The following is a 24,668-nucleotide window of genomic DNA, read 5'->3' as shown; positions in this document are numbered from 1 at the left end:
ATTTGGCGAAGGGCTGGGCCGATGGGCACGGATCGGGTGGGGAAGGTCTGCATCGTCGGGGCCTCGGGAAAACTCGGGCAGTACATGGTCCGGCACGCGCTGGAGCGCGGTTACGAGGTGGTCGGCGTGTGCCGGGAGCGCAGCGTGCCGAAGCTGGCCCCGTTCGAAGGGCGGATGACCGTCGTCCCCGGGGCCACGAACGATCCCGAGGTGATCCGGCGGGCGGTCGCCGGGTGTGACGGGGTGCTGACGGTGCTGGTGCCCTGGGGGGTCCGGCAGTACGCGTCGGGCACGGCACAGGCGGTGCTGGACCACGCAGAGCCGGGCGCCCGCCTGGTCTTCTCCTGCGGTTGGCACATCACACGCGATGGCAAGGACAGGTACTCACGGACGTTCCTGGCGGCCGTCCGGGTCGCCGCCCTGCTGGGCAGACTGGTCCGCGCCGTCGAGATCGACGACCAGGTGGAGGCGTGCCGCCGTGTGTTCGCCAGTGGCACCCGGTGGACCGTGGTGCGCGGTAGCAGCCTGGAGGAGGGGGAGAGCCAGGGCCTGCCCGTATGGAGCCGTCACGTGGGCGACCCGGTGCTTGCCAGCGATCTGACGCGCCGTGTGGACTTCGCGCTGTTCATGGTGGAGGCGCTCACCGACGACTCGCTTCTTCAGGAGGCCCCGGCGATCGTCGGCTGCCGTACCCCCAGCGCACTCGCCCATGGCCCGGGTCCCGGCGAGTACGCCTGAGCGGCCTTCGGTTTCGCTCGAAGTCCGAGGCTGAAGGGCCAGTGGGACTCCGGCCGGAGACGTCGCCTGCGCACCGTTCGGTATCAACTGTGACTGAGCGCTTCAGTTGGCCCCATCGGCCATGCGGAGCGCTCAGCTCACGAGGCTCGGCGGCCGGGGCGCGTCATCACGAAGGTGCGCCGAGCGGCGGGTGTTCGAGCACACGGGGCTTGTACTCCACCAGCTGGATGCGGCCGTCGAAGGTGCGGTGTTCTCTCATCTCGAGGGCAACGTCCGGATAGCCGTCGTAGATGCGCTCTTCACCCGTGGCCCCGGTGATCACCGGGAACATCACAACCCGGAAGCGGTCGACGAGCCCGGCTCGCAGCAGTGACCGGCACAGGCTGAGACTGCCGATCGTGCTGAGCAGCCCCGAGCCACTCGACTTCATGGCGCGGACCGCCTCGACGGCGTCGTCCCGGACAAGTGTGGAGTTGGCCCACGTCAGTGGCTCCTTGAGCGAGGAGGAGAACACCACCTTGGACGCTCGCGTGAGCTTGTCCACGGACGCCTCTTCTTCGGGCCTGAACTCGTCTTGGCCATCTGGGACCTCGCCCGCGGCGAAGCCCGACATCAGGCGGTAGGTGTTCGCTCCCATCAGGTGGGTGGCCTTGGGCTGCTCGCCGAGCCAGGCGAGGTACTCCGGGCCCTCGAGGCCCCAGAACCCGGGCCATCCCTGTCCCGATGCGTGGCCGTCGAGGGAGGTGATGAAGTCGACGAGAAGCTCCGGCATGGCGGCGTCCTTTCTTGGGGTGTCACGAGCATGGACTGGCCGGGAGCCACAAACTCATCGGCCGCGCTGGGGAGTATCGAGAAAGCGGGCCGGGCCCACCGACACGCTCAGCCGGGCCAAGTACAACGCTCAGGGGCCAACTGAAACACTCAGTCACATCAACGCGCGCCCGGCCGCAGTTCCGTGCCGCGTCAGAGGTCGAACTCGACGTAGTCGATGTCGGTGAACTCCACGGACAGGCCGGCGGCCCGGCGGCCGCGGTCCTTGAAGTACTCCTCCTGGAGTCCCTCCGCCGCGATGGCGCTCAGCTCCCGGTCGGTGGCCCCCTGGGTCTGGGCGTCGAAGAGGCGTGCGGCGTACGCGGGTGGCAGATGGTGTGTGATGAGCCGGATGCGGGCGTCGTCGGTGCTGCCCGGGGCGGCGGTGAACCCGAACCTGGCGCGGGTCTCGATCACGATGCCCGTCGACGTGGCTGCCTGTCTTCTGGCTCGCTCCCGCACCCGGGGCTGCCAGCGCCGGCCCACCTCCTGGGTGAGGCGGGCGGCGAGTTCCGGGCGGGGCCGCTTGATCTGGTTCCTCACATAGCGCTCGACGGTGCGCTGGGAGATGCCCAGCAGTTCGGCCACCGGCCGGGTCCCCTTGAGCTGCTTGACCAGGTACCGCATCTGCGCCGGTGCACTCTTCGGCGCCGGCTTCGTGGTCCTGTTCGCCACGGCTTTGTCGAGGCTGTCGTCGAACATGCCCATCGCGCTCTACTCCCCCTCGATGGCGGCGTCGGTGCCCTTGATGTGCTGGGCGGGGTTGTGTCCCGCTTCGAGCATCCGGACGGCCCACATGAGGTCCTGGGTGCCCTCGTGCTTGACCATGCCGGGACTGACCCCGAGCCGGAAGGTCCCTGGCTCGGGCTTGCCGTCCGGTGTGCACGGCAGGACGTCCAGCGGTGAAGGACCGTCGGACGGGTACACGGCGCAGTCGGACAGCAGGGCGAGCGGAACGAGGGCGTCGTCCCCGAGGCCGAGATGCCCGGTGGGAGCGGGTGCGTGCTGTGTGGCGAGCGCTGTCTTGAGGATCTTGCGGTGCATGTTGACGCGTGCGGTGGAGATGACGGCGGCCCGGATGTCGGGGCGCCAGGTAGGGCGTTCCAAAGCGGGCCAGCGCTCTCCGGCCCGGTATCCCGCACCCTGCGGCCGTTCACGCAGCTTACCGATCCCGCCCTTGACCGTCGCCTTGATGGCGGACAGCACCGCCGCCTTGCCGGGGTCGGCCTGCCGGTGCGTCGCCATCGCGGTCAGGAACTCGGCGTCGCCCATCCCGGCCACCACACCGAGGTCGGCCATCGTCGCCCTGTACGCCTCGCTCAACCGCTTGTACCAGGGGTCGAGGTACGGGCCCGACTCCGGCCGCAGCCATGCCTCGACGGGTTCGATCGACACCGGGAGTCCGTAGGCCGCGACGAGTTCGGCCGCGTACGCGACGGTGGGTGTCGCGTACCAGGCCGGCCCGCCGGGCCGTTTCCCGTGGGGAGTGAAGGGGTTGGGCAGCCGGGGGTCGAACTCGATACCGGACAGGTCGACCAGCCAGGCCCCGGGAACCTTCTTGTCGAAGGCGGGCTTCTTCACATGGACCGGGGCCGAGAGGCCCACAACGAGGCGGTTGGCGGCGGCGAGGAAGGCGGTGTTCACGTCGATGCCCACCGCGAACCGGCGCGCGCACTCGGCACCGGTGAGCAGCTCCGGCTCGCGGATCCAGTCGAAGGCCTCCTCGTCGAGCACCTGGTCCGCGGTGCGCCGGTGGTGGCGCGGGTACAGGCCGGCGACGATCGGATGCTCTGCCGGCGCCTCGGGTGGAGCCGGATCCACCGCCTCGTACAGGGATCCGGGTACCGGGCCCGGCACCCATGTCCCCGAGGCCTCGTCGCGTACTGCACGGGTCGGCGGCCGCAGCGCGGTCATCAACTCCAGCCCGCACACGGCCGTCGACCCGCGAGGAGTGATCACGCGGCAGGCATAGGTGCCGAGGACGGCGGCGACGTCCGGGGCAGGCAGCAGGGCGGTGTCGCCCCAAGAGCGGGTGTCGAGCGCGTCCCACGGCAGTACGGCGAACTGCACGCACTGCCGCCGGTCGCCGTCAGCGGGCCGGTAGACCCGGGCCCACGGGCCGAACCCGCGCTTGGTGAGCTTCCACCCCGCCTTCGCGATCTGCTTCACCACCGCGTGGCTCTGCGGCAGCCGCAGGCTCCGCCGGTCCTCCAACACCGCAGGCAGCCCGAGTCGTTCCGCCGCGGCGGCGGTGACCACGATGAGCGGGTCGGCATCCCTCCCCGCGCGATGCAGCCGAGCCGCCCCCAGCTTCGCCTCGCTCAGGACCCATTCCACGACCTCGACGACGGTCCCGGCCGGGCAGTCCAGCACAAGCCCATCGAGGCAGTACACCGAACCGTCGCCGTCGAGCACCCCCAGCGGGCCGTATGCGAAACCTGCGTCGACCGCGGAAGCGGCCGACGCACGCCTCGCGTCCTCCGGCCCGACGGTGCGGCGTGGGGCGTGCGACCGGGCGGGCGCGGTGCCGCCCGCGGGGCGGGACGGTGAGGGAAGAGCAGCCGCCGAACGGGCAGCGTCCGGCGGGGCCGGCGCGGCAGCAGGCCGCCGCGCCGGCTGAGTGCCACCAGGGCCGGGGACTGCGACGTCCGGAGCCGTCGGCTCCGCTTCCGGTGCCGGGTAGCGGGCCGCGAGCCCCTCCAGCAGTCGGGCGTAGGCTGCGCGCTTGGGCGCCCTGGGCTCCGTGCGACCGGCCTCCCAGCCGCTGACCGCCTCACGGCGGACCTGCAGGACGCCGGCCACCTGCTCCTGACTGAGGCCGGCGGCCTCGCGAAGCCGTTTCCGCTCAGCCGGGGCCGGCAGAGGCTCTCTCGAAGCCACCTCCTCCAGCAGGGCGTCGACCGCACCGAACAGCGCGTCATCATCGCTCGGCACACCACCACCTCCGTTCTGAACGCTACATCAATCGCACGATATATCGCGCATGGATCGCGCGAGCGTGCAGGGAGTCTCCCCAGCCGACCGGGGGCGGCCGTGAGTAGCGCACGCTCATCCCGTCCGAGCAGAGCGGAGGAACTGAACGACGAGTGGGTGGACTGCAGAGGCAGGCGGTTTCCGGGTTGAGCCCACTCCGCGCAGGCGCGAAGAGAGGCGGCGAACGGCTGCCGTGCTCCGAGCGAGTGTTCATTACGGCGTAATAATCCGCCACGCCGGCCCGGCGATCACCGAGGCGGTATTACGGCGTAATACACGGGAGAGGCGCTCCCCGCCGACTCCACGATCCCCAAGTTGTGGCTTACTAACGTGTTGACGCAACAGAGGATCTTGAATGTTAGTAAGGTGTCGCGCATGACTTCGCCCTCATCCAGCGACCGGGAGAAGGTCGTCTCCAAGCTCCCAGCCGGTTTGCAGCAGGATCTGAAGATCCGCACAGCACAGCACGGCATCGACATCCAGCGTGCGGTCGAGGCGGGCATCACCGCCTGGCGCGGGCTCGGTGCGAACCGGTCCCCCATCGACACCGCCGGTGCCAAGTCGTTCTCCACCTGGCTTCCCCCGGGCCAGTGGGACGCCTTCAGGGGAGACTGCGAAGCTCGCGGTGTCTCCCTCGTCCAGGGCCTGTCCCAGTCCGTGCAGGTGTGGCTCGACAAGAACCCGCCTCCGAACGTGCAGCGCCCTGCGGTCGTCCGGCGCATCATCGTCTGCAACCAAAAGGGAGGCGTCGGCAAGACCGCGGTCACCTCCGGAGCCGGCCAGGCCCTGGCCGAAGGGGCCGACCTGCTCCACCCGGTCCGCATCTCCAAGCACTTCGCCGCTCTCCTCAACGACAAACAGCCCGGTTCACTTCTCGACTACGAGGACCTGCCCGGGCCGGGGCTCCGGGTACTGCTCGTGGACTTCGACCCCCAGGGCCATCTGACGAAGCAGACCGGTCACGATCCACTCCAACTCGACGGCGACAGTCTCACCAAGCACATGGCAGGTGAGCCCAAGGGAGAGCTTCGCGACCTCATCGTCGAAGTCGACGCACCTCGCTTCGGCGGCCGTCTCCACCTGCTGCCGGCCTGCACCGACGCGTTCCTGCTGGATGTGAAACTCTCCGGCGTCCGAGCCCGCGAGGCAGCCCTTGAACGCGCCCTGTCCCCCGTCGAGCACTATTACGACGTAATACTCGTCGACTGCCCACCCAGTCTCGGCCTCAGCATGGACGCCGCCGCTTTCTACGGACGCCGCCGCCACGACGAAGACCCCGGCAACTCCGGCGTCCTCGTCGTGGTCCAGGCCGAAGACAGCAGTGCCGACGCCTATGCCCTGCTCACCTCCCAGATCGAGGACCTACGCGGCGACATGGGCCTCGAACTCGAGTACCTCGGTATCGTCGTCAACCACTACGACGCCCGCCGGGGCTACATCGCCACCTCCTCCCTCGAAGCCTGGATGGCCATAAAGGACCCTCGAGTCGTCGGCGTCATCGGCGACCTGAAGGAGCAGAAGGAAGCCGTCCGCGTGAAACAGCCCCTGCTCGCCTACGCCCCACGATGCGATCAGGCTGTAGCACTCCGCGCGCTCGCTCGGGAGATCTCATGAGCAGCAAGGCCGCCAAGCTCGGAGCGGGCGCCTCCTTCCAGCAGGCGCAACCCATCAGCTCCCGGCGCGCGGCCATCAACGCCGCTACGGCCGCCCCCACTGAAGGCGCGCCCCCACCGGTCACCCTTCCCGTCCGTGCCATCAGTCTCAACCCGGACAACCCGCGGACCGAACTCGGCGATCTGGCCGATCTCGCCGGCAGCCTCCGTGACCACGGGCAGAAGCAGGCCATCACCATCATGTCCCGCTTCTCCTACCTCGAGGCCAACCCGACCCGTGAACGCGAACTCGAGCCGGGCACCAAGTACGTCGTGATCGACGGAAACTCCCGCCTTGCCGCTGCGCGAGAAGCCTCCTTGGAGAGCATCAAGGTGATGCTCGACGACAGCCTCGGCAACAATCCCGATGAACTCCTGGAGTCCGCCCTCGTCGCCAACATCCACCGGCAGGACCTCAGCCCGCTCGACGAGGCCAAGGCCCTGCAGCAACTGCTCGGGGTACACGGCACTCAGGAGGCGCTCGCAGTGCGGTTGCACCGCTCTCAGGGCTGGATCTCGCAGCGGCTCGCCCTGCTCACCCTCACTCCCGAGCTGAAGCACAAGCTCGAGGCGGGGGAGGAGCGCCCGGACCTGTTGCGCCTTGTGGGCCGGAAGAATCCGGAGGAGCAGGAAGAACACCTACAGCGCCTCAAGGACAGGCGTGCACAGGAAAAGGCTGACAAGCACACTGGGGCGAGCGTCCGTCGGAGCACCGGCTCAGCAGCTGCGGAGTCCGCGCTCAGGCCAACTCCTGCCGCAGCGCAGATGCCTGATGAGCCAGCTCATTACGACGTAATAAGGTCTGCCGGCGAGGACTCCGAGAAACCGGGACACGCGTCTCCCGTGGCCACCGTGCCCGACCCACGTCCGGCACCGGCTCTCAGCCCACGTCAGGTCAAGATGCCATGGGCTGACGGTGTCGCCAGCATGGACATCATCTTCGACAAGGTCAGCGAGCGAGAGCGTCACCGGCTGGTCGCGCGATACGTGGAACTGCTCGGTGGCCCCGAGGCGTTCGTTGCCGACCTGACTGCCGCCACCAGCACAGAGTTCCTGCAGCAGGTGGTCGACCTTCTCCTGGAGGACAGGTAGGAGCTGAAGGTGGCTCCGTGTTGCTGAGGGTGGGCCATTACGCCGTAATAATTTCGCGCTGTGCGTGGGCCGCCCGGCTCCTCGGTGGCGCATGCAGCAGATACTCCGTGCACCACCGGGCCGGCGTCGTGCAGGCGCCTTCCGTGCCCCGCTGCCGGAGGGGTGTACGAACGACAGCCCGCCCAAGTCCGCACGGCTGAAGTGGAGGACTCCGCACGCTCTTTCCTAGCGTCAGGGGTGGCACGGCGAAAGGCGTCGTCCGGTACGAACGTGGAGAAGGAGCGCACATGGAGCATCCATCCGGTATGCACGGTATGGGAAGTGCCGTGTCGTTCGTGGACACCGCGGGCGCAGTCCTCTTCATCGCCTGGGCCGCTGCGATGTGGCTTGCCGTCGCCGTACTCGCGTACGCGAACCGTGGCCCGGTCCGCCCCTGGCTGTACAAGACGGCTGCGGGTGTCATCGGACTCGGTGTCGTCGGCCAGATCGGCCACTTCCAGGAGCATCTGGCCCAGGCCGCCTACTGGATCGCCAATCCCTATGCGCCGGCGTGGATGACTCCATGGGCCCACAGTCTCGCCCGTGGGATGGGCCAGGTGGACATGACCAAGCCCTCGCTCGGCATGGAGATCCTGCACCTCACCGGAAACTTCGTCTTCCTCGCCGGACTGGTCGGCATCGTGCAGATCACCCGACGGGTCACCGGGGATCTCAAGTCCCGCAAGTGGGCCAGGATGGGGGTCTGGATGCAGGGCATCCACGGTCTCGAGCACGTGGTGCTGACGCTGTCCATCGCGCTGGGGGCCAGTCGTGCGATCGGTCTGTCCACCTGGTTCGGCCTCATAGAGCCAGGAGCGGCGCTCGTGACGTACCGGGTGTGGTGGCACTTCGTCGCCAACATGATCGGTTCGGCCATCCTCGCCATCGCCCTCTACCACCTGTGGAAGGAGAAGCGCACGGTCAAGGCCGCCTACGACGAGGCCGGGGCGCAGGAGCCGGTATCCGCCGCTCATGCGCGGACCGAGCGCGAGCCCGCGCTGGCCGGACGGCCGTAGCGGCGAGGGGATACCTCGGCTGGGTCCGGCAGGACGCATGGCTTCTCCCGGTGGTTTTCGGGCGGTGAACTGCCGGGTGGGCCGAGTGCCTCCCCGGGCGGGGAGGCCTCGGACTCCGTGCGGCAACGCCAGCACAGGCCGTGCGGGGCTGGACGGCCGCAGAGGCCGTTCCGCCCACGGCATCTGCTGACGGCCGAAGTGGTGGGTGTGCGTGGGGGCCCGGCTGCCGGTGGCGTTGACGTGCGCATACGGCACTCTGCGCAGAGACCCGCGCCTCCGGGCAGATGGGGGCGCTCGCAGTCGGGACAGCACTCCAGGACCCGTGGGACGGCCGCCGGATGCTGCCGAGGTCGGCGGTCCTGGTCTTGGTGCGCGTCGGCGCAGGTGTTCTCCGCGGCCCGCTCCCGGCGGGCCGCCGCACGTTGGGCGACCACCTCCCGGCAGGCGGTGCAGCTCGTACCGGTCGACCAGAGGACCCCCGATTCGCAGTCGGGGTCGGCGCAGCCCCAGCGGGGGAGTGCGACTCCCAGCAGCCAGCGGCCGGGATCCCGGATGTCGGCGACGAGGGTCTGGGTGAGGCGCTGGCTGAGCCGGGCGCGGAGGCGGGAGGGGCCGTAGCCGTCGTCGAGCTGCCTGGCGATCTCCCGTCCGATGCGGCGCTGGACGTAGGTGTTGACCTGGCTGAGCAGGAAGCGTACCGGCTCCAGCACGGAGTTGAGTCGTGGGCTGAAGGTCAGTTGCGGGCCGCTCCAGGCGGTCTGCGGGGTGCGGCGAACCGTGGGCTTCGGGGCTGGGGCGGTGTCCTCCGCGCGCAGCGCGCGATGATCTTGGATGTTCACCGGCGCGGGGCTGTCGGTGCGGTCCTTCGCGGGCGCTTCTACCGGTACTTCGCCTACGGCGGGTGACAAAGGCACCCCCCCGTTCTCGAGTCGGTCAATTCTTAGGTCTTCCTTGTTCGCGAGCGATCGGTCATCAACGTCGGAACCCGATCGGTCATCAAGTGCGGGAGTCTCCGGGTGCTCGTCGTTGTGCACGAGGAAGAGATGACGCCCCTGGAAGCCGGCCCGGCGCCATACGCTGATCCAGCCGACTGCGGCCAGTTCGTCGATGATGCGGCCGGCGGCTTCCGTGGTCACGGGCTTGCCCGCACGAGGGCCGGAGTGATGGCGAAGGAAGCCTGCGAGATCGCTTTCGGAGAGCGGGATCCCCTGTGTGACGGCATAGGCGATCACGGTGTATGCGCGCAGCAGGCGGGGCCGCAGTTTCTCGCTGGCGACGACGGGTATCCAGATGTACCGCTCAGCGGGCGGCAGGAGGCGGACCCTGCGGCATGCCGTGGTTCCGGAGCCGCCGGGCAGGGACCGGCGCCGGCTGTCGGGAAGCTCGACCACACCGTCGGGGGCTGTGGCGCGAAGCTGCGCAAGGCCGCGCTGCACGGTAGAGGCGGAGAGCCCGACATACGAGGCGAGGGTGTCGATGCTCGCTGTGCAGCCCTCTCGGCGCACTGAGAGGGCCTTGACCTTGATGTAGACGTTCAGCGCCGCGTCGGAGTAGTGGGGGGACTCCACAAGCCGCATGGGTACCTTCATGCGCCCGCGCTGGGTGGAAGCCGTATCGGAGGGGCTCGTTCCGGGCTGAGGATGGCTGGAACTAGTCGGTAAAAAATCGGCATCAATACGGCGATCCGCCCCATCGGTATCTACGGGGGGCTGGAGAATCACGGAGGTTTGGTTCATCATGATGGGGTCTCCCTCTGGGGCGGCATGGGTCTCGCTTGCGGGCGACATGTCTCTCTGGGACAACGTGCGTTCACTCACGGGCGACATGCGTTCTCACTCCGGGCAACATGTGGTTTCACTCACGGGCAACATGTGGTCTCTCTGAGGTGGCATGCGGTCTATCCGGGGTGGCATGGGGTCTCTCTCCGGAGTGAGGTGGTGTGAGACCCCCTTTCGGGAAAGGCACATGATCCGATCGGGTGGTATTGGTTCCGGAAGAACCGCTGCAGTAACACGATTCTGGGGTGGTACCCAGAACGGGCCTTCGCCCGTCGAGTTGCAGCTCGACGGGCGCTGTGAGACTTGGCCTCGCATTCCAGTGGTGGTCGGTCGGCGGCTGCCCCCTCGTGGGTCAGTCGCCAGGGCCTTTACGTCACGTCCTCCCTTGATCTGCCTGTGGACTCGGGCCGTTCCCGGGTCGGATCCGGTCCGGCTCGCAGTCAACGGGGGAGCGGTCAGCTCAGAAGGAGCCGATCTCCGCCAGCTCTGCACTCGCGTTGAACGCGAAGGAGCCCTTCTGGAGGGCGTTGACGCGGATCGTTCGGCGCGTGCCCGTGGGTGAGGTCTCGTCGGCCTCGATCCAGCACGGTTCGTCGAATTCGACGTAGTGGTTGAACGAGACATCCATCGACACGGGGATGGATGCGCCGGCCTGCGAAGGCCGGACGGCCTGTCCCGCCTGCCGTACGGATTCCAGGAGCAGCATCCCCGGAACGTGGTCGAGGGGATGGTCGAAGAGGACCGGATGGCTGGTGTCGACGCGGAGTTGCCAGCGCAGCGGCTCCGCGGCCGGTGAGAGCACGATGTCCTGCTTCCGCAGCCGGCCGACGGTACTGCGTGGTACGGGCTCCGGAGGTTTCGGGGCATTGGAGAAGGTCTCCTCGGTGTCGCCCCGTCCCGGGCGCAGTCGCTGGTACACGGCGGGCGAGTGGCTGCCGAAGCGGACGCTGGCCATGGCGAGCAGCGAGCCGTTGCGGACGGCCTCCAGGTGCATCGACATCGTGACCGGCAGCGAGCGGTGGTAGCGGATGTCCGAACAGGTCACGTGCAGTTCGACGTCCGCAGGGGTGTCCTCGATGCGCATGGCTTGCGGGTGGACGGCGAACTGCAGGCGAGACCATGACAGTTGGTGGCCGAACGGGACCTGGTAGGCGACATGCGTCAGCAGGGTGCTGGACTGTCGTATCGTCTCGCACAGCAGCAGCGGGTCGTATATCCCGTACTCGGGAACGTAGAAGGTGTGGCAGCGGGGCAGTTGCGCTTTGACGGTGAAGGCGTCGCGCCCGGCCCTGCTCCAGTCGGTCAGGAAGACCTCCGACAGAGCCGCCCGGTGCACGTACTCCCTGGCGACGGTCGTGGTGAGTGCCGGTCTTGCCGCGGTCTGCGGCTCTGTGGTTGTCAGCATGCCTCTCCCCTAGGGCGTGCGTATGTGTTTCCCGATGGCCACTACCGGTGACCGCGGGTTGGGCTTAAAATATCGGTTGTTCTTTTTTTTTGTCGAGAGGGAGCACAAGACCGATGGCCAAGCCGCAGCAGGATCGAGCAGTCAAGACGCGGGAGGCCATCATCCTCGGCGCTGCCGAGGTCTTCGACGAGTACGGGTTCAGAGGCGCCAGCATCAGCAAGATCATGAAGCGGGCCGGTGTCTCCCAGGGCGCCATGTACTTCCACTTCAAGTCGAAGGAGGACCTGGCGCGTGCCGTGATGACCGCGCAGCCCGACACCGTCGTGCCCCGCCTGGGCGCCGAGGGACTGCAGCGCATCGTGGACATGACGTTCGTGTGGGCCTGGCAGATACAGCGCGACGTCCTCCTCCGCGCGGGTGTGCGGCTCACCAACGAGCAGGACGGGGCCACCGTGCGGGACGCGACGCCGTTTCTGGAATGGGCCAGGATCCTGGAGTTCTCCCTGGCGGGGGCTCAGGATGAGGGCGAGATCGGGGAGTCGATCGACATCGGTCAGCTCGCCGAGTTCATCGTCGGAGCCTGCACCGGGATGCAGATGTACGCGAACGCCGTGTCCGGGCGCCAGGATCTCCCCGAGCGGACCGTTGCGATGTGGCGGATCCTGCTGCCCGGCATCACGTCCGAGCGTGTCGCGGCGTCCATCGACCTGAACGTGCACCGCTTCGCCTGATTGTCTCATCCCCGCCGGCGCCCCTTCCGGAGAACACCCTCTCGTCCAGTCCACCGTTCGCGACCGACTCAGGAGGCCCTCGTTGCCCCAAGGACTTCGGCAGTTGCGGCTCGCCGCGCTCAACATCGACGGCGTGCTGCTCAACGACACCTTCAGCCCGGTTATCCACCGTTTCGTCGTCAGTCGCGGTGGAGCCTACACCGCGGAGGTAGAGCGGCGTGTCTTCTCGCAGCCGCAGCAGGTGGCGAGTGAGTACCTGGCGCGCGTGGTGAGCGTGCCTATGACCGGGCAGGAAGCCCTTGAGGCGTACTTCGCCGAACGGGTCGCCCACATGAGTGAGCATCCGGTCCGTGTCCTTGACGGTGCGATCGAACTGGTGCGGCGCCTCAGGGATCTGGGGCTGAAGACGATCTGCTACGGAGGTTTGGGCAGGGAGCACTTCGACCGCTTCCTCGGTGAATGGGCCCACCTCTTCGACGGTCCCGGATACGTCTGCACCAACGACTTCCGTCCTGGCATCACGGAGATCACCTCCGACGTCTTCGGTCTCGCCGGTGCCCAGGCGGTGTTCATCGACGACGTGGCCCGCGTGGCGGAGAAGGCCAAGGAACTCGACGTGCCGTTCATCGGGCACCCGAGCGACTTCGAGCACGGATTCCAGCGCGGACTGATGCAGGAGGTGGGTGTGCGGCACCTCGCGGACTCGCTGCACCACATCGACGAGGCGATGCTGCGTGCCGTCGATGCAGAGGCCGCGGACGGGACCGTCTGGAAGCACACGGCCGTCGCGCCGGTCTGAACGGGCCCGATCGCACACGCGGTTCCTTCTCTCATTCGTCAGGGGGCAAGATGTTGGACAAGGGTGCGGAAAGTGAGGCCGGCGGTCTGCTGAGCGGCAAGGTCGCCATGATCACCGGGGCTTCCAGCGGGATCGGGGCAGCGGCGGCCCGGCTGTTCGCCGCGGAGGGGGCGGCGGTCGTCCTCATGGCAAGGCGTGAGGACCGGCTGAAGAAGGTCGCTCATGAGATCGTCGCGAGCGGGGGGCGCGCGCTGGCGGCGCCGGGCGACGTCGTCTTCCCCGAGGACGTGGGACGGGTGGTGGGAGCGGCTCTGGAGGCCTTCGGGCGGCTGGACGTGGCCTTCAACAACGCCGGATGGGGCACGGTGGGCACCGATCTGCACGAAACCGACGACGCCGTGTTCGAGCAGGTGATGGACGTGAACGTGCGGGGGACCTGGAACTGCCTGCGCCATCAGCTTCCCGCGATGTTCCCCTCCGGGGCGGGTGCCGTCGTGAACACCGCCAGCACGGCGGGAGTGGTGGCGACGGTGGCGGGAGCACCGTACGTCGCCGCCAAGCACGCGGTGATCGGGATGACGAAGGCCGCCGCGGCCCAGTACGGCGATCGCGGTATCCGGGTCAACTCCCTGGTCGTGGGCAGCACTCGGACGGAGCTCATCGACGGGGCGCTGGAGGCCCACCCCCATCTGCAGGACGTGTTCGTCGCGCGTCAGATCCAGAAGCGCATGGCGGCTCCCGAGGAAGTGGCCCACGCCGCGCTCTGGCTCAGCAGTTCGCGTGCCTCCTTCGTGACGGGGGCCGCGATGGCCGTGGACGGCGGCCGTACCGCGGTGTAGCGGCGTGCCCGACCGGGCCCGTCGGGCGGACAGCGGTCGTCCGCCCGACGGGCCCGTCAGTGCGCCTGTGCACCCTCGGGCGGCGGGCCCGCCCGGTGCCGCACGTCCGACCCCTCGGCGGACACGCCGACGAGCGCGAGATGCCAGACCCGCTTGAGCTGGGCGACGGCGCTCTCGAAGGCGGGGTCCGAGCCGGTCCGGCGGCGCAGGTACGCCTCGGCCCCGTTCGTCAGGTGCTCCACGAGCGTCGTGACGTCCGCGGGCAGGGCGTCCGTACGCAGTTGGCCGCTCTCGTACGCCCGGTCGAGCAGCCCGCGGACCGTCGGCAGCCAGGCTTCCGACCAGGCTTCGGTGCCGGGGCGCTCCCGGCCCAGGCGGATGGCGGAGCGCACCGCCGGCTCCTGCTCCATCAGCCTGGCCAGTTCGAGGGTCAGGTCGACCACCATGCGCAGCGGCGGCACGGGCTCCGCGGTGAGGAGTTCCAGCGCCGCCAGCGTCACCGACCGCCCTTCCTGCTGCACCGCGTCCGCGAGGTCCACCTTCGAGGGAAAGTGGAACGTCACGGCGCCGATGGACATGCCGGCGACCGTGCTGATGCGCGACAGCGACGTCCCGTCGTACCCGTAGCGGTCGAATTCCGCGGCCGCCGCGTCGACCAGCGCCTGACGCGTGCGCACGGCCCTCTCCTGCTTCACCACACCGTCTCCCGAAGAGGGCTCTCGGCCACCGGACATGCGAGGGTCCTGACTCCGGCCCGTCGGTGCACCGCCGGCGCGTCCCGAGTGGGACGGACGTTCACTCTTCGTTCCAAGACTGTCGTTCCCTTCCTCCGGCCGGCAAGGCGGAGTTGCCCAAGACGTTCCGGATAACGGCAGGTCAGGGGATGGAGGGCAGCCCTGGCGGGATGCCTTCGGAAGTTCTGCTGGGCGTTCTCGGGGCGGCGGGGCGGCCGCCGCCGCCGCGGGTGGCGGGGTCGGACTTGGCGAAGTGCATTCGGCAACTCTCCTGAGTCGCAAAAAAAAGAGGGCGTTCGCTATTATTTTATCCTGGTCGGCAGCCGCAGGCCGACAGCAGGGGAGGAAACTAGCCATGGGTGCGTACGCTCTGACGGCCACTCGCACATCGTTGCCGGTGTTCGCCGAGAGGATCTTCGAGTGCCTGCCACGGGCCGACCAGCGGCGCTGGGCTCAGGCCTACGTGCAGAGCCTGCTGACGACCTCGGGCAAGAAGTCGGTGCGCCGCCTCGCGGCAGCGATCTCCTCCTCACCCGCCACCTCGCAGTCCCTCCACCAGTTCGTCAACGCCAGCCCCTGGGACTGGATGCCCGTCCGGGCGGAGCTCACCAGGTGGGCCGAGCAGCAGATGACCCCACGCGCCTGGGTGCTCGGCCAGGCGGTACTGCGCAAGCGCGGGGAGCACTCCTGCGGTGTGCACCGCCGGTTCCTGCCCTCCACGGGCCGCTCGGTCACCTGCCAGTTGGGCGTCGGGGTCTTCCTCTCCTCCTACGACCAGGCCCTTCCCGTCGACTGGCGCCTCCTGCTTCCCGGTTCGTGGACCAGGGACCCCGGGCGCCGTGTGCGAACCCGCATACCCGACGGGGTCGGCCCCCGCTCCGTCGAGCAGCACGCCCTCGACCTGGTGGACGCTCTCACCGCCGCCAGCCGGACCGCGCCCCTGCCCGTCGTAGCGGACCTGGAGGCGGTCGGCGGAACCAGCGCAGAGGCCCTGGTCCGGGGACTCGCCCTTCGAGGGCGCGACTTCGCCGTCGCCGTCCCGGACACCCTCCAGGTCGCCGTCGGCCGCCATCTGCGGCTCCAGCCTCCCCACGGAGGCGACGGGCGGGGCCTGGTACTCGCCGCCCGAAGCCTCTTCGAGTTCGACGCGGGCACCCTGACCCGGATGGAGAGCGTGGCACCCCGGGGCGGTCGGGGCCGCCACACCACCGTCATGTCGAGCTTCGTCAGGCTGCCGCAGTGCGGTGGGAACGGCGAGCGCGGTGGGAACGGCGACCGGATCCACCGCACCTACCGGCTGCTCGCCACCCGGTCCGAAAGCGGACGACGGCCCCTCCAGCTGTGGCTGACCAGCCTCACACACGCCCGGACGGACACGCTGCTCGCTCTGACGCGGACACTGGGGCAGGCGGGGCGCTCGGTGCGGGAGATGTCGGACGAGTTCGGTCTGCTCGACTTCGAGGGCCGCTCGTACCCGGGCTGGCACCACCATATGTCACTGGTCTCGGCGGCGTACGCCTACAGCCGCATGGAACGGCTTCCCGCCGAGGGCGGTGAGAGGATGCTCGCCGCCGCCTGAGCGGCCCGGCCGCCACGACGACCTCGCCACATCGAGTTCCTTCACGCAACTCACCGAGCCCTAGAGTGAATTCATGCTGAGACACACGTACGCGGGACAGGACTGCAACCTCGCCCGGTCCCTGGAGGTCATCGGCGAGCGCTGGACCCTTCTGATCATCCGGTCGGCGCTGCTCGGCACCACCCGCTTCGACGGGTTCCTCTCCCACCTGGACATCGCCCGCAACGTGCTCGCCAGCCGGCTGGCCCGGCTGGTCGAGCACGGCGTCCTGGAACGGGTTCCGTACCAGGACAAGCCCGTCCGGCACGAGTACCGGCTGACCCCCGCGGGCCGCGACCTGACCCGGGCCGTCATCGCCCTGATGCAGTGGGGAGACCGCAATCTGCCGCAGGAGCCGGTGCCGCCGCGCCGCGCCGACCACATCGGCTGCGACGGCCCAGTCCACGTCGAACTGCGCTGCTGGCAGTGCGGGCGCGCCGTGCACGACGAGGAAGTGGACGTGCGCCGCAACCGCTGAACACCTCACCCCCAAGCGCACACGCGAAGATGCCGCCCGCCGCACGGTGCGCCCACGATGGCCCCTCCCGCCGCCGACAGCAGCGGCGCACAAGAGGAGGCGCCCGTGCCCGCACTGGGAGCGCTGCGCAGGCTGATCCTGGCCCCGTCCCTGGACGACGTGAGCTTCGCCGGGCGCGGCTTCCCCGTCGAGCCGAACGAGCGCACACGGCAGCTGGAGGCCGTGGCGCAGGCCGTCGTCACCGGCTTCGAGTGGGGCATCGAGGACAGGGAACTGACCACCACCGAGCGCCGGCTGGCGCTCGTCGACCCGCTGAACAGGGGCTTCGCCTACGAGGGCGCGACCATGGCCTGCGCCGTCCGCGACGCCATGGGCCCGAACCGGCACCGCACCCGTGACCTGCTGCGGGGCGGCGGCAGGCCGCACATCTTCCTCAACTACATCGGCATCGGCTTCGCCATGGCCAAGCTGCCCAGGCCGCTTTGGGGGAAGCTCACACCCGATCTGACCGAGCCGGACCTCTACCCGGCGATGAGCTGGCTGTGTGTCGACGGCTACGGCTTCGACCGCGCCTACTTCGACGCCGGCACCTGGGTCGCCGGACAGCGCCTGGACACGCCGTACGACTGGGACGAGGACCCCTCGTACTGGCAGCGCGCCTTCGACCAGGGCGTCGGCCGGGCGCTGTGGTTCATCCACGGAGGGCGCGTCAGCAACGTCTCCGCGGCCGTACGGGCCTTCGCCGTCGACCGGCAGGCGGATCTCTGGAGCGGTGTCGGACTTGCCGCCACCTTCGCCGGCGGCAGCTCGCCCGCGGACCTGGCCGCGCTGCGCGAGGAGGCGGCGGAACTCGCCGGCCATCTGGCCCAGGGCGCGGTCTTCGCGGCCAAGGCACGCCACCACGCCGGATTCGTCCCCGAGCACAGCAGTGCCGCCGTCCACGCGTTCACGGGGCTCACGGCCGGCGCCGTCGCGCGACTCGCCGACGACTGCGCCGCCACCGCTCCCGAGAAGGGCGTAGGCCCCGCCTACGAGGTCTGGCGGCGGGGTGTGCGCACACGACTGACCACCGCAGTTGTTTGAGCACTTACGAAGTAGACGCCCCTCCCGGCCCCCTGGCTAGATTCGATTCGCCGGGCTATTCCAGGGATTCGAGAGGGGCGGTCTTCTGCCGTGTCCAGTTTTTTTTGGCGCACTCCGCCGCCGATTGCTCACGCCACCTGTTTCCGAGACGACCATGGAAGTACGCGGATTCCATGTGAAGAACGCGGAGGCAAAGGCACGGCTCGAGCACATCGGTGAGGTGTTTCTCAAGGGATACGCGTACGCCGTGGAGGCCGCTTCCCCTGCCGAGGCGGAGGGACTGCTGGAGGACGTCCCGACGGACATGCGCGGCTTCGCCTACGAGGGCGCCGGCATGGGAGCGGCGGTGTACGACTCGCTGCCGGGGCACGGCGGCCGCCTGGCGGGGCTGCTGACCGGCGAGGGCCGTCACCACGACTACATGATCTACGTCGGTATCGGCTGGGCGATGGCCCGCCTGCCGAAGCCCCTGTGGCCCGACATCCGCACCACCGACCCGCTGCTGCGCTGGCTGGCACTGGACGGCTACGGCTTCCACCAGGCGTACTTCAGGACCGGAGCCTATGTGCGCACTCCGGGCACCCAGCACCCGTTCCGCTGGAACGGCGGGCACAACCACTACACGCCCAACGCCATCGACCAGGGCATTGGCCGCGCTCTGTGGTTCGTCGGCGGCACCGATCCCGAGGTCGTCACCGACCTGATCCGCGCCTATCCCGAGCGGCGCCGCGGCGACCTCTACGCGGGCGCCGGCCTCGCCTGCGCCTACGCGGGCGGGGCGAGCGAGGACGAGCTCGCGCACTTCGCCCAGAGCGCGGGCCGCCACCGCTGGTCGCTCGCCCAGGGGGCCGCGTTCGCCACCGAGGCGCGGGTCAAGGCGGGCACCGTCATCGACCACACCCACCTGGCGGCCCGTGTCGTGTGCGGCACGACGGCCGAGCGGGCCTCCCGGGTGTGCCGGGACACCCGGCCCCAGGCGCCCGGCGGGGGAGCGGCCCCGGCCTACGAGACCTGGCGGCGCGACATCGCCGCAGAACTCGCTTCAGACTCGCTCATCTCGAAAGGTGCCGACCAGTGACGGTAACAAAGAACTGGCTCCGCAGGAATTCACCGGGAATCGTCGCGCTCGCCCTGATGGTGGGCACGTTCTACGCCGTCCGGCTGCCCGAGTCGTCGGCTTCCGAAGTCAACAATCTGGCGAAGAACTTCGCATTCGAGCCCATGTCCATCGCCCTGCCCGCGGGATTCCCGAAACAGGAGGTGCGAAAGGTCAACAAGGCATACAAGCACATCGACGCCTGGATCTCCTCGGTCGGCGCCGGTATCGCGGTCAACGACCTCGACGGCGACGGGCTGGCCAACGACCTGTGCGTGAACGACGTGCGGATCGACCAGGCCGTGGTCACCCCGGCGCCGACCCGGAAGGACGCGTACGCGCCGTTCGCACTGGACCCGGCGCCGCTGGGCACCAGCACGACCATGGCGCCGATGGGCTGTATGCCCGGCGACTACGACGAGGACGGCCGCATGGACCTCCTCGTCTACTACTGGGGCCGCACGCCGGTCATCTTCGTGAACAAGGGCGAGAAGGGGAAGCCGCTGACCGCGGCCTCCTTCACGGCCACCGAACTGCTGCCCGGCAAGCCCGGCAGGACCTACACCGGCCCGCTGTGGAACTCCAACGCGGCCGCGGTCGCCGACTTCGACGGCGACGGCCACAACGACATCTACATCGGCAACTACTTCCCCGACAGCCCCGTCCTGGACCCGTCCAAGGACGGCGACGTCACCATGAACGCGTCGCTGTCGCACGCCCAGAACGGCGGCGGCGGCCACTTCTTCCGGTGGACGCCGGACGGCTACGAGAAGACCGACGGCGCCCTCCCGCAGAGCCTGAACAAGGGCTGGTCGCTCGGCGCCTCCGCCGCCGACCTCGACGGCGACCGGCTGCCGGAGATGTTCCTCGCCCACGACTTCGGCACCTCGGCGCTGCTGTACAACACCTCCACCCCCGGAAAGATCCGGTTCTCCGAGGTCAAGGCCGCCCACAGCGGCACCGTCCCCAAGTCCAAGGAACTGGGGCGCAGCTCCTTCAAGGGCATGGGCGTCGACTTCGGCGACCTGGACCACGACGGCGTCTACGACATGTTCGTCAGCAACATCACCACGTCCTTCGGCATCCAGGAGTCGAACTTCGCCTTCCTGAACGACGCCGACTCCCGCTCCGAGCTGCAGGGCCGCTTCAAGGAGGGCGAGGCCCCGTACACGGACAGGTCCACCGATCTGAAGCTGGCCTGGTCGGGCTGGGGCTGGGACGTGAAGATGGGCGACTTCGACAACAACGGCGACCTGGAGATCACCCAGGCCCTCGGCTTCCTCAAGGGCAAGAACAACCGCTGGCCGCAGCTGCAGGAACTCGCCACCGCCAACGACGCCCTCGTCCCCAACCCCGTGTGGTGGCCGAACGTCGAGCACGGTGACGACATCGCCGGCAGCCAGCGCATGCGGTTCTTCGCCAAGGACCCCGGCACCGGCGAGTACCACAACCTCTCCGGGGCCCTCGGTATCGGCGAGCCCGTCCCGACCCGGGGCCTGGCCACCGGCGACGTCGACGGCGACGGACGGCTCGACCTGGCGGTCGCCCGCCAGTGGGGCGAGCCGGTCTTCCTGCACAACGTCGCCGAGTCCACCGGCTCCCACCTGGGCCTGAAGCTCACCCACCCGGACGGAGCGCCCGTGGTCGGTGCGGAGGTCCTCGTCCGGCTGCCCGACGGCACCAGGCGCGTCACCCGTCTCGACGGCGGCGGCGGCCACTCCGGCAAGCGCAGCACCGACGTCCACATCGGTCTGGGCAAGGACGTCCGGGGCTCCGTCCCGGCCGTGATCACCTGGCGCGACCGTACCGGTGAGGTCCACGAGGAGAAGCTGAAGCTCACGCCGGGCTGGCACAGCCTCGAGCTGGGCACCGAGGTCAAGGAGAAGTGACGATGTCCGCAACGAAGACCGCCGCCGCCCCACGGCACAACCCGAAGGTCACGACGGCGCTGCGCCGGTTCGCGATCTCCATCTCCGTGCTCAACATCTTCGGCTACACCGTCCTCGGCTTCGAGCAGCCCTGGACCTGGCCGTTCATCGCGCTGGCGACCGCCTACACCGTCGAGATCGTCCTGGAGATCTTCGGCGCCCGCGCCGAGGGACGCGCACCGCGCTTCGCCGGCGGCGGGTTCAAGGGCCTGGTCGAGTTCCTCTTCCCGGCCCACATCACCGCCCTCGCGGTGAACATGCTCACCTACGTGAACGACCTCGTATGGGTCATGGTGTTCGGCGTGATCGTCGCCGTCGGCACCAAGTGGGTGCTGCGCGCCCCGGTCAAGGGCCGGATGCGGCACTTCATGAACCCGTCGAACTTCGGCATCGCCGTCATCCTGCTGCTCTTCCCGTGGGCCTCGATCGCCCCGCCGTACCACTTCACCGAGTACCTCGACGGCGGTTTCGACTGGCTCGTGCCGGCGATCATCATCGTCCTCGGCACGATGCTCAACGCCAAGCTCACCGAGCGCATGTGGCTCATCCTCGGCTGGGTCGGCGTCTTCGCCCTCCAGGCGATCGTCCGCGGCCTGCTGTTCGACACCTCCATAGCCGCGGGCCTGGCGATGATGACCGGCGTGGCGTTCGTGCTCTTCACCAACTACATGATCACGGACCCGGGCACGACCCCGTCCTCGAAGTGGGGGCAGATCGCCTTCGGCGGAGGCGTCGCGGCCCTGTACGGCGTGCTGACCGCCATGAGCGTCGCCTACGGCCTGTTCTTCGCCACCGCCCTCGTCTGCGCCGTCCGCGGCGCGTTCCTGTGGACCGCCGACATCGTCTCCAGGAAGCGCGCCGAGGAGGCTCTCGCCCTCGACGCCGTCACCCGGTCCGTCACCGAGGCCGGAGCCGCCGCCGAGACCGGCAGCACCACCGCCGCGTGCACGTGCCCCGAGGATGCCTGCACCTGCCCCGCCCCGGCCGCTTCCGGGGCCCCGGCGTGCGCGTGCCCCGAGGGCGCCTGCGCCTGCCCCGCCCCGGCGTCAGCCGAGGCCGAGACGAAGAAGGTCCCGGTGCCCGCATGACCAGAATCGCCATCGTCGGCATGGCCTGCCGCTACCCCGACGCCTCGAACCCGAAGGAGCTGTGGGACAACGCCGTCGCCGGACGGCGCGCGTTCCGCCGCCTGCCCGACGTCCGGATGAACCTGGACGACTACTGGGACGCCGACCCGGCGGCCCCCGACGCCTTCTACGCCCGCAACGCCGCGGTCATCGAGGGCTACGCGTTCGACCGCATCGCCCACAAGATCGCCGGCAGCACCTTCCGGTCGACCGACCTCACACACTGGCTCGCCCTCGACACCGCCGGCCGCGCACTCGCCGACGCCGGGTTCCCCGCCGGCGAGGGACTGCCGCGCGAACGCACCGGCGTCGTCGTCGGCAACACCCTCACCGGCGAGTTCTCCCGCGCCAACGTGATGCGGCTGCGCTGGCCGTACGTCCGGCGGGTGATGGCCGCGGCCCTCAAGGGCCAGGACGACTGGGACGAGTCCCGGATCGCCGACTTCCTCGACGAAGTCGAGACCGCGTACAAGGAGCCGTTCCCGGCGATCGACGAGGACACCCTCGCCGGCGGACTCGCCAACACCATCGCCGGCCGGATCTGCAACCACTACGACCTCAACGGCGGCGGCTACACCGTCGACGGCGCCTGCTCCTCCTCGCTGCTGTCGGTGACCACCGCCGGAACCTCGCTGATCAACGGCGACATCGACGTCGCCGTCGCCGGCGGCGTGGACCTGTCGATCGACCCGTTCGAGATCATCGGCTTCGCCAAGACAGGCGCGCTCGCCAAGGGCGAGATGAAGCTGTACGACCGCGGCTCCAACGGCTTCTGGCCGGGCGAGGGATGCGGAATGATCGTGATGATGCGGGAGGAGGACGCTCTCGCCGCCGGCCACCGCGTCTACGCGACCATCGCGGGCTGGGGCGTGTCCTCCGACGGCCACGGCGGCATCACCCGCCCCGAGGTCAACGGCTACCAGCTGGCCCTCGCACGCGCCTACGAGCGGGCCGGGTTCGGCATCGAGACCGTACGGCTCTTCGAAGGCCACGGCACCGGAACCGCCGTCGGCGACGCCACCGAACTCACCGCCCTCATGGGCGCACGCCGGGAGGCCGACCCCGACGCCCCGGTCGCGGCCATCACCTCCATCAAGGGCATGATCGGCCACACCAAGGCCGCCGCCGGCGTCGCCGGTCTGATCAAGGCGGCCATGGCCGTCGACGACCAGACCCTCCCCCCGTCCATCGGCACGGTCGACCCGCACGAACTGCTCGCAGCCGACGCCAACCTCAAGGCGCTGCGCAAGGCCGAGGCCTGGCCCGGGGACGGGCCGCGCCGCGCCGGCATCACCGCCATGGGCTTCGGCGGCATCAACACCCATGTCGTCCTGGACGAGCCCGCCGCCCGGCGCCGCCCGGCGCCGAGCCGCCGCTCCGCCGTACTGGCCGACTCGCTCCAGGACTGCGAACTGCTCGCCGTCGACGGCGAGTCGCCGCGCGAACTGCGTGCCCGGCTCACCGAGGTCGCCGCCTTCGCCGCCCAGGTCTCGTACGGGCAGGTCGCGGACCTGGCCGCCACGCTGCAACGCGAACTGCGCGGTCTGCCGCACCGCGCGGCGGTCGTCGTCTCCTCCCCGGAGGACGCCGAACGCCGCCTGCTGCACCTGGCCGGCCTGCTCGACTCGGGCGAGAGCGCCTACACCGCCACGGACGGCCGCAGCTTCATGGCCCGCACCAACGGCCGCGCCCGGATCGGCTTCCTCTTCCCCGGACAGGGCTCGGGCAGCGGAACCGGCGGAGGCGCGCTGCGCCGCCGCTTCCCCGAGGCCGCCGAGGTCTTCGAGCGGTCCGCCCTGCCCACGACCGGGGACATGGTCGCCACCGACGTGGCGCAGCCGCGCATCGCCACCGGCTCGGCCGCCGGGCTGCGGGTGCTGGACTCGCTCCGCCTGGAGGCGACCGTCGCCGTCGGGCACAGCCTCGGCGAACTCTCCGCCCTCCACTGGGCCGGCGCCCTCGACGAGGAGACACTGCTCGAGGCGGCCCGGGTACGCGGGCGGGCGATGGCCGAGCACAGCGCCTCCGGCACGATGGCCTCGCTGAACGCGGAGCCCCAGCGGGCCGGGGAACTCATCGACGGCCTCGGCGTCGTCATCGCCGGCTACAACTGCCCCGCACAGACGGTGGTCGCCGGACCGGTCGCGGACATCGAGGAGGTGCAGCGCCGGGCCGGTCTCGCCGACGTGGCCTGCACCCGCCTCAACGTCTCACACGCCTTCCACTCGCCGCTCGTCGCCGCCTCCGCCGCGTCCTTCGGGGCCTGGCTCGACGGCATCCGCCCCGGCGACGTCTCGGGCCGGGTCGTCTCCACCGTCACCGGCGGCGAACTGCCCCGTGACGCCGACCTGGCCGGCCTGCTCCGGGAGCAGATCACCGGACCCGTCCGCTTCACCCAGGCGGTGAGCCTGGCTGCCGAGAGCGTCGACCTGTTCGTCGAGGTCGGCCCGGGACGGGTGCTCAGCGGACTCGCCCAGGCCACCACCGGAGTTCCCGCCATCGCGCTGAACACCGACGACGAGTCGCTGCGCGGCGTCCTCCAGGTCGCCGGTGCCGCGTTCGTCGCGGGTGCGCCCGTCGCCCTCGAACGGCTCTTCCAGGACCGGCTGATCCGGCCCCTGGAGGTCGGCCAGGAGTTCTCCTTCCTCGCCAGCCCCTGCGAGCAGGCCCCGCGCGGCCTCCCGGCTGCGGCCGGCCGCCGGGCGCGCCCGCGCGCGTAGCCGATCCGGTCA

20 protein-coding genes are annotated in these 24,668 nt (G+C 69.7%); 14 read left to right on the top strand and 6 right to left on the bottom strand.

All coding sequences use genetic code 11. The annotated features are described in order from the left end of the window. The first annotated feature begins 21 nt into the window (after positions 1-21). Positions 22-738: an NAD(P)-dependent oxidoreductase gene (locus tag DDQ41_RS31105; protein ID WP_109297454.1), complete on the top strand. Its 717-nt coding sequence runs from the start codon at positions 22-24 to the stop codon at positions 736-738. Positions 739-904: 166 nt separating this feature from the next. Here DDQ41_RS31105 and DDQ41_RS31100 read toward each other — a convergent pair whose 3' ends face one another. The 3 genes from DDQ41_RS31100 to tap all read right to left on the bottom strand — a co-directional run bounded on the left by DDQ41_RS31100 (position 905) and on the right by tap (position 4,482). Then, on the bottom strand, positions 905-1,510 hold the full coding sequence (locus tag DDQ41_RS31100) for a dihydrofolate reductase family protein (RefSeq protein ID WP_109297453.1): 606 nt from the start codon (positions 1,508-1,510) through the stop codon (positions 905-907). A 191-nt stretch (positions 1,511-1,701) separates the two neighbouring features. Beyond that, positions 1,702-2,256, bottom strand: coding sequence for a telomere-protecting terminal protein Tpg (gene tpg, locus DDQ41_RS31095; RefSeq protein WP_109297452.1), 555 nt, complete (start codon positions 2,254-2,256; stop codon positions 1,702-1,704). A gap of 6 nt (positions 2,257-2,262) precedes the next feature. Then, a complete protein-coding gene (gene tap / locus DDQ41_RS31090; protein ID WP_109297451.1) occupies positions 2,263-4,482 on the bottom strand; it encodes a telomere-associated protein Tap in 2,220 nt (739 codons plus the stop codon). 414 nt (positions 4,483-4,896) lie between these two features. On the opposite strand from tap, the gene DDQ41_RS31085 reads away from it, so the two are divergent. The 3 genes from DDQ41_RS31085 (at position 4,897) to DDQ41_RS31075 (ending at position 8,320) form a co-directional block, all read left to right on the top strand. Beyond that, a complete protein-coding gene (locus tag DDQ41_RS31085; protein WP_109297450.1) occupies positions 4,897-6,135 on the top strand; it encodes a ParA family protein in 1,239 nt (412 codons plus the stop codon). Beyond that, positions 6,132-7,265, top strand: a complete 1,134-nt coding sequence (locus DDQ41_RS31080) for a ParB/RepB/Spo0J family partition protein (protein ID WP_109297449.1) — start codon at positions 6,132-6,134, stop codon at positions 7,263-7,265. The genes DDQ41_RS31085 and DDQ41_RS31080 overlap by 4 nt, the downstream gene beginning before the upstream one ends. Before the next feature lie 287 nt (positions 7,266-7,552). Next, on the top strand, positions 7,553-8,320 hold the full coding sequence (locus DDQ41_RS31075) for a DUF6008 family protein (protein ID WP_109297448.1): 768 nt from the start codon (positions 7,553-7,555) through the stop codon (positions 8,318-8,320). On the opposite strand, the gene DDQ41_RS31070 is transcribed toward DDQ41_RS31075, so the two are convergent. After that, positions 8,275-9,897, bottom strand: a complete 1,623-nt coding sequence (locus DDQ41_RS31070) for a helix-turn-helix domain-containing protein (RefSeq protein ID WP_174720343.1) — start codon at positions 9,895-9,897, stop codon at positions 8,275-8,277. The genes DDQ41_RS31075 and DDQ41_RS31070 overlap by 46 nt on opposite strands. Positions 9,898-10,558: 661 nt before the next feature. Then, positions 10,559-11,503, bottom strand: coding sequence for a ScbA/BarX family gamma-butyrolactone biosynthesis protein (locus tag DDQ41_RS31065; protein WP_262508632.1), 945 nt, complete (start codon positions 11,501-11,503; stop codon positions 10,559-10,561). 113 nt (positions 11,504-11,616) lie between these two features. Here DDQ41_RS31065 and DDQ41_RS31060 point away from each other — a divergent pair, with 113 nt between their 5' ends. From DDQ41_RS31060 to DDQ41_RS31050, 3 genes are all read left to right on the top strand, one after another. Continuing rightward, positions 11,617-12,234 (top strand): ScbR family autoregulator-binding transcription factor, encoded by a 618-nt coding sequence (locus DDQ41_RS31060; protein ID WP_109297446.1) that lies wholly within the window; start codon positions 11,617-11,619, stop codon positions 12,232-12,234. Between the two features lie 82 nt (positions 12,235-12,316). Further along, positions 12,317-13,033: an HAD family hydrolase gene (locus DDQ41_RS31055; protein ID WP_167450294.1), complete on the top strand. Its 717-nt coding sequence runs from the start codon at positions 12,317-12,319 to the stop codon at positions 13,031-13,033. A 50-nt stretch (positions 13,034-13,083) separates the two neighbouring features. Further along, positions 13,084-13,872: an SDR family NAD(P)-dependent oxidoreductase gene (locus DDQ41_RS31050; RefSeq protein WP_109297444.1), complete on the top strand. Its 789-nt coding sequence runs from the start codon at positions 13,084-13,086 to the stop codon at positions 13,870-13,872. A 56-nt stretch (positions 13,873-13,928) separates the two neighbouring features. Here the strand turns inward: DDQ41_RS31050 and DDQ41_RS31045 are convergent, their stop codons facing one another. Next, on the bottom strand, positions 13,929-14,549 hold the full coding sequence (locus DDQ41_RS31045) for a TetR/AcrR family transcriptional regulator (RefSeq protein WP_172607845.1): 621 nt from the start codon (positions 14,547-14,549) through the stop codon (positions 13,929-13,931). Between the two features lie 412 nt (positions 14,550-14,961). Between DDQ41_RS31045 and DDQ41_RS31040 the strand changes: the two genes are divergently transcribed. The 7 genes from DDQ41_RS31040 to DDQ41_RS31010 all read left to right on the top strand — a co-directional run bounded on the left by DDQ41_RS31040 (position 14,962) and on the right by DDQ41_RS31010 (position 24,656). Further along, positions 14,962-16,185: an IS701 family transposase gene (locus tag DDQ41_RS31040; RefSeq protein ID WP_109297443.1), complete on the top strand. Its 1,224-nt coding sequence runs from the start codon at positions 14,962-14,964 to the stop codon at positions 16,183-16,185. Between the two features lie 73 nt (positions 16,186-16,258). Further along, the gene (locus tag DDQ41_RS31035; protein ID WP_109297442.1) at positions 16,259-16,702 is read left to right on the top strand and encodes a winged helix-turn-helix transcriptional regulator; all 444 of its coding nucleotides are present in this window, start codon (positions 16,259-16,261) and stop codon (positions 16,700-16,702) included. A 105-nt stretch (positions 16,703-16,807) separates the two neighbouring features. Then, positions 16,808-17,785 carry a DUF1702 family protein gene (locus DDQ41_RS31030; RefSeq protein WP_109297441.1) on the top strand — a complete coding sequence of 326 codons (978 nt, stop codon included), beginning with the start codon at positions 16,808-16,810 and terminating at the stop codon, positions 17,783-17,785. 85 nt (positions 17,786-17,870) lie between these two features. Next, on the top strand, positions 17,871-18,863 hold the full coding sequence (locus DDQ41_RS31025; protein ID WP_109297440.1) for a DUF1702 family protein: 993 nt from the start codon (positions 17,871-17,873) through the stop codon (positions 18,861-18,863). A gap of 56 nt (positions 18,864-18,919) precedes the next feature. Continuing rightward, positions 18,920-20,770, top strand: a complete 1,851-nt coding sequence (locus tag DDQ41_RS31020; RefSeq protein ID WP_109297439.1) for a CRTAC1 family protein — start codon at positions 18,920-18,922, stop codon at positions 20,768-20,770. A 2-nt stretch (positions 20,771-20,772) separates the two neighbouring features. After that, positions 20,773-21,897 carry an enediyne biosynthesis protein gene (locus DDQ41_RS31015; RefSeq protein ID WP_109297438.1) on the top strand — a complete coding sequence of 375 codons (1,125 nt, stop codon included), beginning with the start codon at positions 20,773-20,775 and terminating at the stop codon, positions 21,895-21,897. Then, on the top strand, positions 21,894-24,656 hold the full coding sequence (locus DDQ41_RS31010) for a type I polyketide synthase (protein WP_262508631.1): 2,763 nt from the start codon (positions 21,894-21,896) through the stop codon (positions 24,654-24,656). Before DDQ41_RS31015 ends, DDQ41_RS31010 begins: the two co-directional genes overlap by 4 nt. Positions 24,657-24,668: the final 12 nt, after the last annotated feature.

It is taken from the genome of Streptomyces spongiicola (assembly GCF_003122365.1).
GTDB lineage: Bacteria > Actinomycetota > Actinomycetes > Streptomycetales > Streptomycetaceae > Streptomyces > Streptomyces spongiicola.
The sequence above is the reverse complement of the archived record's forward strand: the minus strand, read 5'-3'. Positions and strand labels throughout refer to the sequence as shown.